Source organism: Paenibacillus sp. FSL R7-0128, from assembly GCF_038002245.1.
Classification (GTDB): Bacteria; Bacillota; Bacilli; order Paenibacillales; family Paenibacillaceae; genus Paenibacillus_AQ; species Paenibacillus_AQ silagei.
Genome location: NZ_JBBOCD010000001.1, coordinates 7152621 through 7168960, shown reverse-complemented (window position 1 = coordinate 7168960; position 16340 = coordinate 7152621). Strand labels below are relative to the sequence as shown.

The window sequence follows — 16340 nt, the reverse complement described above, 5'->3', positions numbered from 1 at the left end:
AAAACAGCATACATTCTCCGTAGGATGATTTTGTTCTTTTTTGAGAAAAGTGAAGCAGAAACGGAGGAAGACAGCATGAATGATATGCCGCGAAACGGTGTGCCGCAGAGCGCTGTGAAGCCCTCAGGAACAGGGCCCCAGCCAGGTCAGGAGGCAGCAGGCTCAGGCCATGCCGGACATAAATCTCTGCTGCCCGACTCCAGAACCGGAGAACGGAAGATTGAGCATGTACGGCTCTGCCTGAATGAAGATGTGGCCGGTAACGGAATTACAACCGGGTTCGAGCAGTACCGGTTCCGCCATAACGCGCTGCCGGAGCTGGATTACGATACCATCTCACTGGGGACTGAGTTCTTAGGCCGTACGCTGCGTACCCCGCTGCTGATCAGCTCCATGACCGGGGGAAGCGCAGCTACAGGGAAGATCAATGAGCGGCTGGCCGAAGCGGCGGAGCGCCGGGGCTGGGCGCTTGGCGTCGGCTCGGTGCGCGCGGCTGTAGAACGCGCGGAGCTGGCTGCTACCTTCCATGTGCGGGCCAATGCACCCACGATTCCGGTCATTGCCAATGTCGGAGCCGTGCAGCTCGCTTACGGCTTCGGGGTTGAAGAATGCCGCCGGGCGGTTGAGATTGCCGGAGCCGATTGGCTGGTTCTCCATCTGAACGGGCTGCAGGAGGTATTCCAGCCCGAGGGTGACACTGGCTTCGGTTCCCTGTTGCAGCGGATAGAGGCATTATGCCGGAGCCTTGAGATTCCAGTGGGGATCAAGGAGGTAGGCTGGGGGATTGACGGCGATACAGCCGCCCGGCTGTATCAGGCTGGCGCTGCCTTCATTGATGTAGCCGGGGCTGGCGGCACTTCATGGAGCCAAGTAGAGAAGTTCCGCAGCATCGACCCGGTTCGGCGTGCGGCAGCGGAGGCCTTCGCCGACTGGGGGATTCCCACGGCGGAGTGCATTGCCGAGGTCCGCGCAGTCTCCCCGCGCGGGGCATTGATCGGCAGCGGCGGACTGAAGCACGGCGTCGATGCTGCCAAGGCGCTGGCCCTTGGCGCCGATCTGGCGGGCTTCGGACGGGGGCTGCTGGGTCCGGCGGTTAGCTCCGAGGAGGCGCTGGATCAGGCGCTGGCCCAGGTAGAGCTGGAGCTGCGGACGGTGATGTTCGGTATCGGCGCACCTGACCTCTCCGCACTGCGCGGAACGCCGCGTCTGGTCCGGCGTTGACACCAGGCTTGCTTTTATAATCAGAACCGAAGGAAGGTATCCAAATGACGATTACATTGGTCCCGATGGACGAATCTGCGTTTCAGTCGTTCTTGAAGCAATCTACCCGCGACTACGCAGAAGAGAAAGTACAAGCCGGTGCCTGGGAGGCAGATACAGCGTTAGCGCAGGCCCAGGAATCGATGAATCGCTACCTGCCGCAAGGCCTCAATACGGCGGGAGCTTATTTCTATTCGGTAGTAGAGGACGTTTCGGGGACTGGGGCCGGTTATATCTGGTTCAACGTGACCGAGAACCGCGGGGTGCGGGAGGCGTTCATTTATGACATTTATATCTTCGAGCCGTTCCAGGGCCGGGGCTATGGCAAGCAGACGCTGCTCCTGCTGGATGAAGAAGCCCGGAAGCTGAAGGCGGCCAAGATCGGCCTGCATGTCTTCGGACATAACGAACGCGCCTTCGGGCTATACAAGAAAATGGGCTTCCAGGTTACAGACATCACAATGTCCAAAACCCTATAGGTAAGGCAGACCCCTTTGCGGGGTATTTTGCTGTCCGCTTGACTTCTGCTGTTGCTGGAGAATTTGTTCTAATATATAATGGTTTGAGATCAGTTCGGTATTTCATGCGGTGATCAAACCAACCGAAAATAGGAGTTGTCATATAAATGGCTTTGAAAGCAGGTATCGTTGGACTTCCCAACGTAGGCAAATCGACATTATTCAATGCAATTACACAAGCGGGCGCAGAATCCGCCAACTATCCATTCTGCACCATCGACCCGAACGTCGGAGTTGTAGAAGTGCCGGACGAACGTCTGGATAAGCTGGTGGAGCTGGTACAGCCGAACAAGACGGTTCCGACCGCTTTTGAATTCGTCGACATTGCCGGACTGGTGCGCGGTGCGAGCAAGGGCGAAGGCCTGGGCAACAAGTTCCTGGCCCATATCCGCGAGGTGGATGCCATTGTTCATGTGGTGCGCTGCTTCGTCGATGAGAACGTGACCCATGTAGACGGCAAGGTGAATCCGATCAGCGACATCCAGACGATTAACCTGGAGCTGATTCTGGCTGACCTGGAGAGCGTGGAGAAGCGAATCGAGCGTTCCCGCAAAAACATCAAGGGCGGCGACAAGAAATACGCCCAGGAAGTAGAAGTACTGGAGCGTGTGAAGGAAGCCCTGTATCAGGACCAGCCTGCACGCAGTCTGGAGTTGTCTGACGATGAGCGCCAGATCGTGCGTGATCTTCACCTGCTCACCCTGAAGCCCGTGCTGTATGCGGCGAATGTGGGCGAGGATGAAGTGGCGACTGCCGAGGAGAATCCTTATGTGCAGCAGGTCCGTGAATTCGCAGCAGCCGAGAACGCTGAAGTCGTGCCGATCAGTGCCAAGGTGGAAGCGGAGATTGCAGAGCTGGAAGGAGAAGACAAGGAGATGTTCCTGGAGGAGCTGGGTCTGCAGGAATCCGGACTTAACCGTCTGATCAAAGCGGCATACAAGCTGCTGGGACTGTACACTTATTTCACTGCGGGCGTTCAAGAGGTTCGTGCTTGGACCATCCGCAAGGGCACCAAGGCCCCTGGAGCAGCGGGCGTGATTCATACGGACTTCGAGCGCGGTTTTATCCGGGCGGAGGTTGTAGCTTACACCGATCTGGTGGCGGCAGGTTCAATGAACGGTGCCAAGGAACGCGGGCAGCTGCGTCTGGAAGGTAAGGAATATCTGGTGCAGGACGGCGACGTTATGCATTTCCGGTTCAACGTATAGATACTTTTCGCTTGTTATAGAGAGGCCATTCAGGAGTAGAGGGTTTTGCTTGCTGGATGGTTTCTTTGCGTCATTCGGACTCGGTGCCGGTGTATAAGCTGGCCGGAGGCTCAACATCATAAGATCATACAGAATCGAAATTTAAAAAAATCCCCGGCCCGCCGCATGTACTGTAGCCAATTGAGGCTTGTGGTGGTATAATATAAAGTCGTATATCTACTTCAGTTGTAGCAACAATTTTAATTAATAATGAACGAAGAATTTGAATCAGGAGAGGTGAATTCCCTTGTTGGACCGATTGCAATCCCTGGCGGACCGCTATGAGAAACTCAGTGAACTGCTATGTGACCCGGATGTTGCAAGCGACAGTAAGAAACTGAGGGACTATTCCAAAGAACAATCCGACTTGCAGCCCGCCTTCGAGGCGTATAGCGAATATAAGAACGTAATGGAAGAGCTTGAAGCCGCGAAGATGATGCAGGCCGAGAAGCTTGATGATGAAATGAAAGAAATGGTCAAGATGGAGATCGATGACCTGTCCGAGCGTCAGGCCATTCTTGAGGAGAAGATTCGTCTGCTCCTGCTGCCTAAGGACCCTAACGACGATAAGAACGTAATCGTTGAAATCCGCGGCGCAGCCGGCGGGGACGAAGCGGCCTTGTTCGCCTCTGACCTCTACCGGATGTATACCCGTTATGCCGATACTCAGGGCTGGCGCGTGGAGCTGATGGATGTGAACACGAATGATCTCGGCGGCTTCAAGGAAGTGATCTTCCTGATTAACGGGCGCGGCGCTTACAGCAAAATGAAATTCGAAAGCGGCGCACACCGTGTGCAGCGCATACCTACCACAGAATCCGGCGGACGTATCCATACGTCTACCTCTACCGTGGCTGTAATGCCGGAAGCGGAAGATTTCGAAATCGAGATTCATGACAAAGATATCCGTGTCGATACCTTCTGTTCGAGCGGCGCGGGCGGACAGTCCGTTAACACGACCAAATCAGCAGTACGTGTAACCCATGTACCTACGGGGATCGTGGCTACCTGCCAGGATGGCAAGTCCCAGAACTCCAACAAGGATAAGGCGCTGAAGGTGCTGCGTACCCGGATCTCGGATCTGAAGCGTCAGGAAGAGGAAGCGAAGTACTCCGGAGAACGTAAAAGCAAGGTGGGAACCGGTGACCGCAGTGAGCGTATCCGTACCTACAACTTCCCGCAGAGCCGTGTGACGGATCACCGGATCGGCTTAACCCTTCACCGTCTGGATCAGGTGATGAACGGGGATATTACCGAGATTATCTCCGCACTGTCGATTGCGGAACAAGCAGAATTGATGGAAAAAGGAGAATAATGCTTTGAAACACGACTCTTACGTCATGTCGGAATTGCAAAGCATCCGGGAAGCCTTTGCGGAGGCTTCTTCTTTTTTGGCCGGACACGGCCTTACGGAGCCGCAGCGCAGCAGTCAGCTCCTGCTGGAGCATGTGCTGGGCTTGTCCGGGGCGGCTTATTATATGGCGCTGGCTGATCCGTTCCCACCGGCGCTCAAGGCCGAATGGGAAGCGCTGGTGACCCGCCGGGCGGCGGGGGAACCGGTGCAATACATCACCCGCGAGCAGGAATTCTACGGCCGTGCCTTCGAGGTCACGCCCGATGTACTGATCCCCCGCCCGGAGACGGAGCTGCTCGTCGAGGCGATTCTGAAGTACGGCGCGGAGCTGTGGCCGGACGGAATGGCTGGGGGGCGGGGCGAAGCTGCACGTGAAGTTGAAGGAGACGGGCAGTGGACAACTGCGGGCGGTGAGGCTGGAGGGGTGCGGGACGAAGCCGCACCGGGAACTATGGCGGCTGCGGATGAAGCAGCCGCCCACAGCGGGGCAGGCCGCAACGCAGCCCGCCGGGAGAGCGGCGCGGGCGCAGCCGGCGCCGCACGGCCGCTGACCGCCGTCGATATCGGCGCCGGCAGCGGAGCCATCTCCGTCACGCTGGCGGCGGAAGCGCCGGCGTGGCGGGTCTGCGCCGGCGATATCTCGCCCGGCGCGCTGGCCGTGGCCCGGCGCAATGCGCAGCGGCACGGCACGGCAGTGGACCTGCGGCTCGGCGATCTGCTCGAGCCGTTCGCGGGGCTGGAGACGGATATTCTCGTCTCCAACCCGCCGTACATCCCCGGCGGCGACATCGCCGGGCTGCAGCGCGAGGTGCGCGACCATGAGCCGCGCACGGCACTGGACGGCGGCGGGGACGGGCTGGACCCGTACCGCCGCATGATGGAGCAGCTGCCGCTGCTCCCGGCTCCGCCGCGCCTGGTCGGCTTTGAGCTCGGCCAGGGGCAGGCCGGGCAGGTAGCCGGACTGCTGCGGGCAGCCGGACATTGGGACGAGATCATCACCATCGATGATCTCGCCGGGATTCCCCGGCATGTGCTCGGGATAGCACGGTGAGGACGGGGAACGGACTGAGAAGACGCTATTTGCTCAAATAACGCGAAATGACCAACTCTTGTGGACTGAGAAGACCTTATTACCTGTAAACAAGCCTGTTTGAGCAACCAACTGAACGAATAGCGTCCTCTCTGTCCGCATAACTTCCGGGAAGGTGCTTTTGCAGCGAATAAGGTCCGCTCAGTCCGCTGGAGGGGAGGCGGCACGGCTGTTCGTCTGACAGAGTACCCCCAAACGATGGAAATTGTATTTAGGCGGTCCCTTCCTTTACAATAGACGTGACGGAACTTCTGCCTGGGCGGCTGCCGGGAGACAAGAACGGGAAGAACCAGTACTGAGTAAGGAGACAGAATATGCTTCAGAAGATTAAGAAGATTGACGGCGTTATCCTGGTGATTCTTGTGCTGCTGATGGTGGTCAGCATTTTCTCCATATACAGTGTGACCCACGGGCGTGAGAGGCTGGACGGGTCGCATATTAAGATGATCAAATTCTATATCGTGGGCTTTGTTGCCTTTATCGGGCTGACGTTCGTGGATTATCGCCTGCTTGTAAAATATGCGTTATATGTGTACATCACGGGGATTGGCATTCTGATCCTGGTCAGCTTCGTGGGCACAGAGCAGAACGGCGCACAGGGATGGATCAAGTTCGGCAACAGCTTCAGTCTTCAGCCGGCGGAGCTGTTCAAGCTGATTCTGATTCTGTTCCTGGCAGCTGTGCTTGTCCGCAAAAATAAAAATAAGCTGCTGTTCTGGCGTGATGTGGTTCCGCTGGGATTATTCAGTCTCATGCCGTTTGTCATCGTAATCAGCCAGAATGACCTGGGGAATGCGCTCTCGTACATCGTTATTCTGATCGGTCTCCTGTGGATCGGCAATATTAAGTTCACCCATGCGCTAATCGGACTGCTGGTTATAGGCGGCTCTGCAGCTGCCGGAATTATGAGCTATATTCATTATCACGATGAAATTAAGGATTTCCTGGTAGATATCAAACGCTCTCACTGGATCGAGCGCTTCGACCCGTGGCTGGTACCGGATAAGGCGACAGCCAAGGCGATCTACCATACGAAAAACGCCAAAATGGCCATCGCCTCCGGCGGAATGAGCGGTGAAGGCTACATGACGGGCAGCTCGGTGCAGACCGACCGTGTACCATACACCTATTCGGACTCCATTTTTGTCCAGATTGCGGAGGAATATGGCTTTGTCGGATCGGCGCTGGTGCTGCTGCTGTACTTTATCCTCATTCACCGGATGATACTAATTGCACTGGAGTGCAAGGATAGGGGCGGGCCGTTCCTGATCGTCGGGGTGGTGGCGATGCTGCTGTACCAGATTTTTGAGAATATCGGGGCCTTCCTGGGCCTGATGCCGCTGACCGGGATTACGCTGCCGTTCATCAGCTTCGGGGGAACCTCACTGCTGATCAATATGGCGAGCATAGGGCTTGTCATGAGCGTACGTCTGCACGGGCAAGAGGTGGAGGAGGATCTGCCGAGTCCTGCGCTGTATTCTTCCCCGGCTTCCGCCAAGAGAAGTTAACTTATTAAGAATAATAAAGCCCGCGCATTTAGGGAAGCGGGATGCTTCATCCATACCGGAATTCTTCGTTTACGAAGGGTTTCGGTATTTTTTTGCAAATGGACGGCAAATCCGTTTCCACCTGGGCTGACATACTTAGAAGGAGGGCGTAGTGGGTCAGCTATGCAGAAATAGAAAAATTGAATAAAAGCTCCCAATTGAATTACAATGGAAATTAGTGGGTTGAAGCTTGGGCTGGGTGTAGCGGGCGGATTCCTAATCCGGAGAGGTTGAGGGGTTATCCTTATGTTGCAGAGAATCAAAAGAATAGACGGCAGCATTGTGCTTATTTTGATTGTGCTGATGGGGATCTGTATCTTCTCCATTTATAGCGTGACTCACGGAAGAGACGGTCTGGATGGTATGCATATCACCATGTTGAAATATTACGCGCTGGGTTTTATCGCTTTTATTCTGATCACCCTGTTCGATTACCGCCTGCTGGTGCGGTACGGGCTCTACATTTACATCGCCGGGATCGGGATTCTGCTGTCGGTCAGCTTTTTCGGCAAGGTGAAGAATGGCGCCCAGGGCTGGATCGGTATTGGAGATTTAAGCATTCAGCCGGCGGAGCTGTTTAAGCTGATTCTGATTATTTTTCTGACCACCATGCTTGTCCGCAAAAATAAAACCCGGCTCCAGTTCTGGCGCGATGTCGTGCCGCTGGGTCTGATTGCATTCATGCCGTGCGCGCTGGTCATCGTCCAGAATGACCTGGGCAATGCACTTAGTTATATCGTAATCCTGCTTGGCTTGCTATGGATCGGGCGTATCAAATTCTCGCATGCGCTGATCGGTCTAGTTGTCGCGGGCGGAGCGATTCTGGGCTTCATCCTGTGCTATATCAACTATCACGAACAGACAGTGGATTTCATTGAAAAAACGCTGGGACGGGATCACTTCGTCAGCCGGTTTGATCCTTGGCTCGTGCCTGAGCTGGCGAGCAGCACGGCGAGCTATCAGACGAAAAATGCCCAGACGGCGATTGGCTCCGGGGGCCTTAAGGGAGAAGGCTATTTGCAGGGCAGCTCCGTACAGAGCAACCGTGTGCCGTATCTGTATTCGGAATCGATTTTTGTGCAGATTGGGGAAGAATTCGGCTTCCTGGGCGCAGCGGCGCTGCTGATGCTCTTTTTTATCCTGATCCACAGATTAATCCTGATTGCCCTAGAATGCAGGGACCGTGGCGGGCCGCTCCTGATTGTCGGGATCGTAGCGATGCTGCTGTATCAGATTCTTGAGAATATCGGTGCGATGACCGGACTGATGCCGCTGACCGGCATTACCCTGCCGTTCATCAGCTACGGCGGAACCTCGCTGCTGATTAATATGGCCTGTATGGGGATTGCGATGAGCGTAAGGCTCTACGGGCAGGATGTGGAGGATGATCTTCCGCTGCCGCAGCCGGAGGCGAAGGGCAAATCTCTTTTGTCCAAAAACTAGGTGTTGCCGTCTCTACTTCATAAATCATAGATTAATAGGTTTGCAGTCTCTCATTCCTGGACATACTGGGAACATAAGAGGTTCAGAGGGAGAGGGGCTGCGGAAGATGGAGGATTATAAGCTGGAGCGAGGGGATTCCTTGCGGATTACCTTTAAGTATACTGCCATTTTAATTTGTTTTTTTATGATTCTGATGATGGCCTGGGAAGGCCAAAAAAGCGATGCTGCCGTAGCAGAGGTATCCATCCCGCAGGAGTCGATCCGCCTGCGTATTCTGGCGAATTCGGACGGCACCGGGGATCAGCTGGTCAAGCGCCAGATTCGTGACCGGATCGTGGAGCAGATTAATCAGTGGGTGGCCGGGCTGGAAGATCCGCAGAGTCTGGAGCAGGCCCGTGCCCTGATCCGTAATCATCTGCCGGAGCTGAATGAGCTGGTGGGCAGAGAGCTGACGCAGCGCGGGATTGAGTACGGCTATCAGGTGGAGCTGGGCACGGTTCCTTTTCCGACCAAAATGTATGGCGGACGGGTCTACCCAGCCGGAGAATACGAGGCCGTCCGGGTCACGCTTGGAGCAGGCAAAGGGCAGAACTGGTGGTGTGTGCTGTTTCCGCCGCTCTGCTTCATCGATGCGGGAACAGGAGATGCTGCGGCTGCGGAACCGGCTGCTGCGAAGGCGGGGGCTAGGGAGGCGGCTAAGGTCTCAGCCAAGGCTTCGGGAGACGGTGCGAAGGTGAAGGCGGCGGATGGAACAGCGCAAGGGGCAGTATCCAGTCTCTCTGATTCAACTAACAAGGTAGGAAGTTCAGGTGATGCTGCTGAGACACCGAAGGTGAAGTTCTTCGTGTGGGAGCTGCTGAAGAATATCTGGAGCTGGATCTGCGGGCTGTTCGCCTGAATGTCCTGAAAAGCATGGCGTAAACGTATTTTGGATTCTACAGTTTTTGCGCCGGATATGGTACGATGATTGCAGAACTTGAGCAGAGGCGGCTCCACCTGAGGGGGCCGTTTTTGAGTGTAGAGGAAACTATTGTTTCCTCCTGTTGTGGACAAGGTGTCTAAAACCGAGCACAATCGGCTGGTACAGGCATATGGGCCGAATGTATGTGGAAAACAGCATACATTGTGCTAACATGCAGGCGCATGGGCCAAATGTATGTGGAAAACAGCATACATTGTGCTGACACGCAGGCGCATGGGCCAAATGTATGTGGAAAACAGCATACATTGTGCTGGTGCGAAGGAGTATGACCCAAATGTATGCCAAAAACAGCATACATTGTGCTGACATGCAGGCGCATGGACCGAATGTATGTGGAAAACAGCATACATTGTGCTGGTGCGAAGGAGTATGACCCAAATGTATGCCAAAAACAGCATACATTGGCTACCACGCAGGCGCATGGGCCGAATGTATGTGGAAAACAGCATATATTGTGCTGGTGCGAAGGAGTATGACCCAAATGTATGCCAAAAACAGCATACATTGGCTACCACGCAGGCGCATGGGCCGAATGTATGTGAAAAACAGCATACATTGTGCTGACGCGCAGGTAATCCCATTCATCCGGTCGGATGATTTTGTTCAAAGATAAGAATCTATATGCTTCGCGCTATAATTATCCTTATCTTTCTCGCTGAAACGGTACCGTCCTTAAAAAGGACGGCAAAAGCCGTTTTCACTTGCGTAATAATTCAATTTAGAAAGCTAGTGATGATAGATGACAGAAGATAAGCATTCACCGTTCGCTGCCCAGCGCCGTAGCGGTCATATAGAATCCACCCTGTACTGGAGCCTTGCTTCCGGCAAGGAGGGAACGGATGGCGGAACGGAGAGTTCTGACGGTTTGCCGGTGAGCACGAGTGACCTGGGCATGATCTCGGAAGCGGCAACGCTGCTGCGGAGCGGGGAGACAGTGGCCTTTCCGACGGAGACGGTGTACGGACTGGGCGCAGATGCGCGGAATACCGCAGCGGTAGAAGCGGTATTCGCAGCCAAAGGCCGTCCCTCCGATAACCCGCTGATCGTGCATATTGCCCGGCGGGAGGATCTCGGTCGCCTGGTGACGGAGGTGCATCCGGTGGCCGAGGCACTGATCGATGCGTTCTGGCCCGGCCCGCTGACGCTGGTGCTGCCGGTCCGTCCCGGCGTCCTCTCGCCGCTGGTGACGGCGGGCCTGGATACGGTTGGCGTGCGCATGCCGGATCATCCGGTGGCGCTTGCGCTGCTGCGCGCGGCGGATTGTCCGGTTGCCGCGCCCAGCGCCAACCGCTCCGGGCGGCCGAGTCCGACGCTGGCCGCCCATGTGCTAGAAGACCTCGCCGGATATATCGGCGGGGTTCTGGACGGCGGCGCGGCCGGGGTCGGCCTGGAGTCGACCGTGGTGCAGGTGCAGCCGGACGGGACGGTAGCCGTGCTCCGTCCCGGGGGCATCACCGCCGAGCAGCTCGCGGCGGTGACCGGCACTGAAGCGGCCGCAGCGGAGCCGGCCGCCGGGGCGGACACGCCTGCCGGTGCATCCGGCGGCGGGTCCGTGCCTGTGCCGCCGGCAGCCGTGCCCGGCGGCGGCGAAGCCGGCGCTGCTGCGCAGGCGGCCGAAGGCAACAGCCCGGCGCCGCGCGCGCCGGGCATGAAGTACACGCACTATGCCCCGCGCGGCGCGCTTGGCATCGTTCGCGGCTCCTCCGCGCAGCGCGTGGCGGAGACCGCCGCAGGGCTGCTGCAGGCGGCGCAGCGGGCGGGCGAGATCACGGGCCTGCTCCTCTTCGAGGAGCATAGGGCCCTGTATCCCGCCGACCCGGCCGCCTGCACGGTGTCTCTCGGCTCGCTGTCCTCGCCGGAGGAGGCCGCCCGCTTCTTGTATGCCGCCTTGCGGCGCTTCGATGAAGCGGGGGCCACGTACATTCTGGCCGAGGCCTGCCCGGTCACGGGCCTCGGCGCAGCCATCATGAACCGGCTGATGAAAGCCGCTGGAGAATCAGTGATCGACGCCGGGTAGTCAGTTGCTGTTAGGATGGTATGGACCATGTCCTCCTGCTAATAGACTGGAACTCATAAGATTAACGTGGAGGTGCTGCTATGAGTGGAAAGGATCAGGAAGCCGATCAGGACAAACTCAGAGAGCTTGAACGGAAACTGAAGGAACGCAATCGGCAGCTAGCCGAGATGGAGGAAGAGTTGGCCATCCTCAAAAAGGCAAAGGAATACTTCGATAAATTTGGAAAATGAATGTTCGGATACACCTGATATTACGCAACCTGGGTCCCTTCGCCCCCGCCCTGCCATCCACCCCGCAGTCATGAATACCATCTTGTCCGCATATCGTTGTTGTACAAGAACTTACGGACTCAGGGTGGAGGGTTATTCATGGGCTGGGACGGAATGTATGGGGGCTGGGGCGGAATACATGGGGGCTGGGGCCAGATAGTAACAGTGGCCATTATGGCAGTTGCGCTGGGGATGGATGCGTTCTCGCTTGGCGTGGGCATCGGGATGAGGGGCATCCGTCTGCTGCATGTGCTGCAGCTTAGTCTGCTGATTGCTTTTTTTCATGTGCTGATGCCGCTGCTGGGCTTGTTCACGGGCAGCTATGTCGGGCATTTGCTGGGACAGGTTACCACCTATGCTGCCGGAGGCCTGCTTGTTCTGCTGGGCGGACATATGGTGTTCAACTCCTTCCGTCAGGACGACGGCGGCAGCAGCCGGCAGATGGATCACCGGACAGTGTGGGGCATGCTGCTGATCTCGCTCAGTGTAAGTGTGGATTCTTTCTCGGTCGGGGTTTCGCTTGGGATGTTTGTGAATAGTATTATTCTAACCGTGCTGGCCTTCGGTGCCTGCGGCGGTGTTATGTCCATTACAGGGCTGCTGCTGGGCAGGCGGGTGAGCCGGGGCCTCGGAGAGTACGGGGAAGCGCTGGGCGGAGCCATTCTCCTGGCGTTTGGCTTGATGTTCATCTTTTGATACAATAACGGCAATACCCATAATTTTTAAGCTTGCTTAATACCGAAATTATAATGTTTACCGGAGGTGGAAAGGTTGCTGCATATTTTATTTGTCTGCACAGGTAATACCTGCCGTAGTCCCATGGCCGAAGGGCTTCTGCGGAAGCTTGCGAAGGAGCGGGGCATTCATGTGGAGGTGCGGTCTGCCGGAGTTTCTGCTGTCCCGGGTACTTCCATATCCAGACATGCTGCGGGCATTCTGCAGGATGAAGGGATTCAGGACCGCATCGTATCCTCACAGCTGAACGGGGAGGCAGTGGCTTGGGCCGATCTGATCCTCACCCTGACAGGAGCGCATAAGCGGCACTTGCTGCAATATTTTCCTGACGCCGTTACCAAGACCCATACCCTTAAGGAATATGTCCAGACGCAGGAATCCGTGAACGCCGATATCCGGGAGCTGGACAGCTTGTATGCAGATGCGGAGCTGAATCTGGCCCTGGGCACCGAGCCGGACGCTGCGGCTATGCAGCGGATGATTGAGATCCGCCAGCGTATCCCCAGCTTCGATATCAGTGATCCGTTCGGCGGCTCGCGTGAAGATTACGAGCTGGCGGCTGCCGAGATCCGTACGGCGCTGTACAGTCTGCTCGATAAGCTTGAATCGCTGAGACGGCTTTGAAGTGGTTGATTTTTTGCTGACTATCCCTTAAGATGTAATAAATATGATCCGGTTCCGGTGTAACTGGCGACAAGTGTGGATGAAACCACGATGGAGCACCTGGAATAAACGGCCGGTCGCCTGGGCAAAAGAGCACATCCGCAGTTCAACCTGCGGACTGCTCTTTTTTGTTTAAAAGTTGCATCTCCATGGAAATCAGAAACGGTTGAAGGGGGCGGTAAGATGGAGGAAGTCCTGAAGCAGAAGTCAGGGGATGACCGCTTATCCGGTATGGCGGCTGCAGAGCAGCAGCTAACGGGCGGCGGGGAGCTTTCTTTGGCCGCAGCCACTGCTGCGGTAACGCGTGAACTTGCAGTAGCGGGCCAGCTCGGTCCGGGGAAGATCCTGGTCGTCGGAGCCAGCACAAGCGAAGTGGCAGGGAAGCGGATTGGGACAGGCGGTGCGCTGGAGGTTGCGCGGCAGCTGCTGGATGGGATTACGCAGATTGCGGATGAATTTGGTTTTCACCCGGTCTATCAATGCTGCGAGCATTTGAACCGTTCGCTGGTGATGGAACGCGCTCTGCTGGAATCCCTTCGCCTTAGAGAGGTGTCGGCTGTGCCCATTCCGGGAGCCGGAGGCTCCATGGCTGCTGCGGCCTACCAGTCCATGACAGATCCAGTACTGGCAGAGACGATTGAAGCTCATGCCGGTATAGATATCGGGGAGACCCTGATTGGCATGCATCTGCGCCGGATTGCCGTACCTTACCGGCCTAGCCTGCGGTATATCGGGGCTGCCCGGGTAAATGCCGCATGGAGCAGACCGCCGCTGATCGGCGGGGAACGGGCCGTGTACCGCACGCCTGAGACTAGCGGTTCCGTGAATTGTGACTGAAGTGAGAGGTTTTAACTAATACCACATAAATCAGAGTTACAGGGAGGAAATTAGAAACATGGAACAATTGCGTAAAAGTGACCCGGCAGTACTGGAAGCGATGGGCCTCGAACTGAGCCGCCAGCGTGCGAACATTGAACTTATTGCCTCAGAGAATATTGTAAGTGAAGCCGTCATGGAGGCCATGGGCTCCGTGCTTACGAACAAATACGCCGAAGGTTATCCCGGCAAGCGTTACTACGGCGGCTGTGAAGATGTGGATATCGTAGAGAACCTGGCCCGTGACCGTGCCAAGGAACTGTTCGGTGCAGAGCATGCCAACGTGCAGCCGCATTCCGGCGCACAGGCTAACATGGCTGTATATCTTGCTGCCCTTAGCCCTGGCGATACCGTACTGGGTATGAATCTGGCGCATGGCGGCCATTTGACCCACGGCAGCCCGGTGAATGCCTCCGGAATTCTGTATAACTTCGTGGCTTATGGCGTACAAGAGGATTCCTTCCTGATCGATTATGATGAAGTGCGCAAAGCCGCCTTCAAGCACCGTCCCAAAATGATCGTTGCCGGTGCGAGCGCGTATCCGCGTACGATTGATTTTGCCGCACTCGGTTCGATTGCGAATGATGTGGGCGCTCTGTTCATGGTCGATATGGCCCATATTGCCGGTCTGGTAGCTGCCGGTCTTCACCCGAGTCCGGTTCCTCATGCCCACTTCGTGACTACAACTACGCACAAAACTCTGCGCGGTCCGCGCGGCGGGATGATTCTGTGCAGACAGCCATGGGCTGCCGCGATTGATAAAGCAGTCTTCCCTGGTTCCCAGGGCGGACCTTTGATGCATGTGATTGCGTCCAAAGCCGTATCGTTCGGTGAGGCGCTGCAGCCTTCATTCAAGACTTATGCCGAGAACGTAGTTAAGAATGCCAAGGTACTGGCAGAGACCCTTGTTGGCGAAGGTATTAATATTGTATCCGGTGGAACCGATAACCATCTGATCCTGCTGGATACCCGCAACCTGAACATTACCGGCAAGGTCGCTGAGAAGGTGCTGGATTCCATCGGAATTACAGTCAACAAGAACGCGATTCCGTTTGACCCGACTAGCCCATTCGTAACCAGCGGTATCCGCATCGGCACACCGGCTGTTACTTCACGCGGTATGGATGAGCAGGCTATGGTTACAATCGGCCGGATTATTGCTGCTGTCCTGAAGAATCCGCAGGATGAAGCTAACTTGACTCAGGCGGCCCGTGAGGTAGCCAAGCTGACTGAACAATATCCGATTTACCCTGGATTGCAGTATTAATCAGAGTCCTCTAATAATCGCCTTTGCGTACCCGGTTCCGCCGGAAGTACGCAAAGGCTTTTTATTTGCTGCGTTGCTGTTACATAATGTTCACAAATGGCTGCCGGGAAAACGTTTGGATTATACTGAAAGTTACATGAAAGTTCATGGAACTTTCATTAAAAGTAGTGAAAGAACTGTGAATAGTATTAAAAGCGCTCAATCGTACAGACTAAGCTTTGTTTTATATCCAAAGAGGTGGATATATTGACTTAAGCTTCCATGGGCTGGGAGTCTGCAGGAAGCCGGAGGACTCGCGGATCCGTCTATCTGTAGGTGAAAAGCAGTCTTGGTGATGATATAATAGATAGGATTTAGCCACCTGAGAAGCACAGCGCTTACTTTGGCTATAAATAAGACTTACAATTACCGGAGGGACAACATGGGAAAATTGGTGATTTGCGATCATCCATTGATTCAGCACAAATTGACATTCATTCGCGATGTGCGGACCAACACAAAAGACTTCAGGGAGCATGTCGATGAAGTAGCAACACTTATGGCTTATGAGATTACACGTGATATCCCGCTGGAGACCATTACGGTGCAGACGCCAGTGCAGGAAACGCAGAGCAAGGTGATTTCGGGAAGAATGCTAGGGCTGATTCCGATTCTGCGCGCCGGTCTTGGCATGCTGGAAGGTGTTCTTAAGCTGCTTCCTGCGGCGAAGGTAGGTCATGTAGGCCTGTTCCGTGATCCGGACACCCTGCAGCCGGTGGAGTACTACATTAAGCTTCCTACGGATGTCCAGGAACGTGAGCTGATCGTAATCGATCCTATGCTGGCTACAGGCGGCTCTGCCATTGCGGCGATTACCTCGCTTAAGAACCGCGGCTGCACTCAGATCAAGATGATGAACCTGATTGCTGCCCCGGAAGGTGTTGCGGCTGTACAAGCTGCTCATCCGGATGTGGATATCTATGTTGCAGCGCTTGACGATCATTTGAATGATCACGGATATATCGTTCCGGGCCTCGGAGATGCCGGGGACAGACTGTACGGAACCAAGTAAGAAGCACAGATAATAACAGAT

The 16340-nt window shown here is 55.7% G+C and carries 15 protein-coding genes and 1 riboswitch; all 15 genes read left to right on the top strand.

Annotation, left to right across the window (positions count from 1 at the left end; genetic code table 11):
- Positions 1-75: 75 nt before the first annotated feature.
- Positions 76-1221: a type 2 isopentenyl-diphosphate Delta-isomerase gene (gene fni, locus NST26_RS30705; RefSeq protein WP_340980581.1), complete on the top strand. Its 1146-nt coding sequence runs from the start codon at positions 76-78 to the stop codon at positions 1219-1221.
- Positions 1222-1265: 44 nt separating this feature from the next.
- Positions 1266-1739, top strand: a complete 474-nt coding sequence (locus tag NST26_RS30700) for a GNAT family N-acetyltransferase (RefSeq protein WP_051478076.1) — start codon at positions 1266-1268, stop codon at positions 1737-1739.
- A 146-nt stretch (positions 1740-1885) separates the two neighbouring features.
- Positions 1886-2986, top strand: a complete 1101-nt coding sequence (gene ychF, locus NST26_RS30695) for a redox-regulated ATPase YchF (RefSeq protein WP_209868465.1) — start codon at positions 1886-1888, stop codon at positions 2984-2986.
- Positions 2987-3272: 286 nt separating this feature from the next.
- A complete protein-coding gene (gene prfA, locus NST26_RS30690; RefSeq protein WP_209868464.1) occupies positions 3273-4340 on the top strand; it encodes a peptide chain release factor 1 in 1068 nt (355 codons plus the stop codon).
- A 4-nt stretch (positions 4341-4344) separates the two neighbouring features.
- On the top strand, positions 4345-5430 hold the full coding sequence (locus tag NST26_RS30685; protein ID WP_445323351.1) for a N5-glutamine methyltransferase family protein: 1086 nt from the start codon (positions 4345-4347) through the stop codon (positions 5428-5430).
- A gap of 353 nt (positions 5431-5783) precedes the next feature.
- The gene (locus tag NST26_RS30680) at positions 5784-6977 is read left to right on the top strand and encodes an FtsW/RodA/SpoVE family cell cycle protein (RefSeq protein WP_036721747.1); all 1194 of its coding nucleotides are present in this window, start codon (positions 5784-5786) and stop codon (positions 6975-6977) included.
- A 285-nt stretch (positions 6978-7262) separates the two neighbouring features.
- Positions 7263-8459 carry an FtsW/RodA/SpoVE family cell cycle protein gene (locus NST26_RS30675; protein WP_036721745.1) on the top strand — a complete coding sequence of 399 codons (1197 nt, stop codon included), beginning with the start codon at positions 7263-7265 and terminating at the stop codon, positions 8457-8459.
- A gap of 106 nt (positions 8460-8565) precedes the next feature.
- A complete protein-coding gene (gene spoIIR, locus NST26_RS30670) occupies positions 8566-9357 on the top strand; it encodes a stage II sporulation protein R (protein WP_340980579.1) in 792 nt (263 codons plus the stop codon).
- Positions 9358-10333: 976 nt separating this feature from the next.
- Positions 10334-11458 (top strand): L-threonylcarbamoyladenylate synthase, encoded by a 1125-nt coding sequence (locus NST26_RS30665; protein WP_340980887.1) that lies wholly within the window; start codon positions 10334-10336, stop codon positions 11456-11458.
- A gap of 80 nt (positions 11459-11538) precedes the next feature.
- Positions 11539-11688: a hypothetical protein gene (locus tag NST26_RS30660; RefSeq protein ID WP_339251888.1), complete on the top strand. Its 150-nt coding sequence runs from the start codon at positions 11539-11541 to the stop codon at positions 11686-11688.
- Positions 11689-11826: 138 nt separating this feature from the next.
- The gene (locus NST26_RS30655; protein ID WP_235191729.1) at positions 11827-12423 is read left to right on the top strand and encodes a manganese efflux pump MntP; all 597 of its coding nucleotides are present in this window, start codon (positions 11827-11829) and stop codon (positions 12421-12423) included.
- A gap of 75 nt (positions 12424-12498) precedes the next feature.
- Entirely contained in the window at positions 12499-13086 is a 588-nt protein-coding gene (locus tag NST26_RS30650; protein ID WP_036721738.1) for a low molecular weight protein arginine phosphatase, read from the top strand.
- Between the two features lie 49 nt (positions 13087-13135).
- Positions 13136-13219, top strand: a riboswitch (ZMP/ZTP riboswitch).
- 137 nt (positions 13220-13356) lie between these two features.
- On the top strand, positions 13357-13962 hold the full coding sequence (locus NST26_RS30645; protein ID WP_340980886.1) for a TIGR01440 family protein: 606 nt from the start codon (positions 13357-13359) through the stop codon (positions 13960-13962).
- 58 nt (positions 13963-14020) lie between these two features.
- Positions 14021-15268 carry a serine hydroxymethyltransferase gene (glyA, locus tag NST26_RS30640; RefSeq protein ID WP_036721737.1) on the top strand — a complete coding sequence of 416 codons (1248 nt, stop codon included), beginning with the start codon at positions 14021-14023 and terminating at the stop codon, positions 15266-15268.
- 421 nt (positions 15269-15689) lie between these two features.
- The gene (gene upp / locus NST26_RS30635; protein WP_036721735.1) at positions 15690-16319 is read left to right on the top strand and encodes a uracil phosphoribosyltransferase; all 630 of its coding nucleotides are present in this window, start codon (positions 15690-15692) and stop codon (positions 16317-16319) included.
- The last annotated feature ends 21 nt before the right edge of the window (positions 16320-16340 follow it).

What these genes read in the sequence shown, in the direction of transcription:
- NST26_RS30660 (WP_339251888.1), top strand. Translation starts at nt 11,539, where the DNA reads ATGAGTGGAAAGGATCAGGAAGCCGATCAGGACAAACTCAGAGAGCTT.
- NST26_RS30655 (WP_235191729.1), top strand. Translation starts at nt 11,827, where the DNA reads ATGGGCTGGGACGGAATGTATGGGGGCTGGGGCGGAATACATGGGGGC.
- spoIIR (WP_340980579.1), top strand. Translation starts at nt 8,566, where the DNA reads ATGGAGGATTATAAGCTGGAGCGAGGGGATTCCTTGCGGATTACCTTT.
- NST26_RS30680 (WP_036721747.1), top strand. Translation starts at nt 5,784, where the DNA reads ATGCTTCAGAAGATTAAGAAGATTGACGGCGTTATCCTGGTGATTCTT.
- glyA (WP_036721737.1), top strand. Translation starts at nt 14,021, where the DNA reads ATGGAACAATTGCGTAAAAGTGACCCGGCAGTACTGGAAGCGATGGGC.
- upp (WP_036721735.1), top strand. Translation starts at nt 15,690, where the DNA reads ATGGGAAAATTGGTGATTTGCGATCATCCATTGATTCAGCACAAATTG.
- NST26_RS30700 (WP_051478076.1), top strand. Translation starts at nt 1,266, where the DNA reads ATGACGATTACATTGGTCCCGATGGACGAATCTGCGTTTCAGTCGTTC.
- NST26_RS30645 (WP_340980886.1), top strand. Translation starts at nt 13,357, where the DNA reads ATGGCGGCTGCAGAGCAGCAGCTAACGGGCGGCGGGGAGCTTTCTTTG.
- NST26_RS30675 (WP_036721745.1), top strand. Translation starts at nt 7,263, where the DNA reads ATGTTGCAGAGAATCAAAAGAATAGACGGCAGCATTGTGCTTATTTTG.
- fni (WP_340980581.1), top strand. Translation starts at nt 76, where the DNA reads ATGAATGATATGCCGCGAAACGGTGTGCCGCAGAGCGCTGTGAAGCCC.
- NST26_RS30665 (WP_340980887.1), top strand. Translation starts at nt 10,334, where the DNA reads ATGATCTCGGAAGCGGCAACGCTGCTGCGGAGCGGGGAGACAGTGGCC.
- ychF (WP_209868465.1), top strand. Translation starts at nt 1,886, where the DNA reads ATGGCTTTGAAAGCAGGTATCGTTGGACTTCCCAACGTAGGCAAATCG.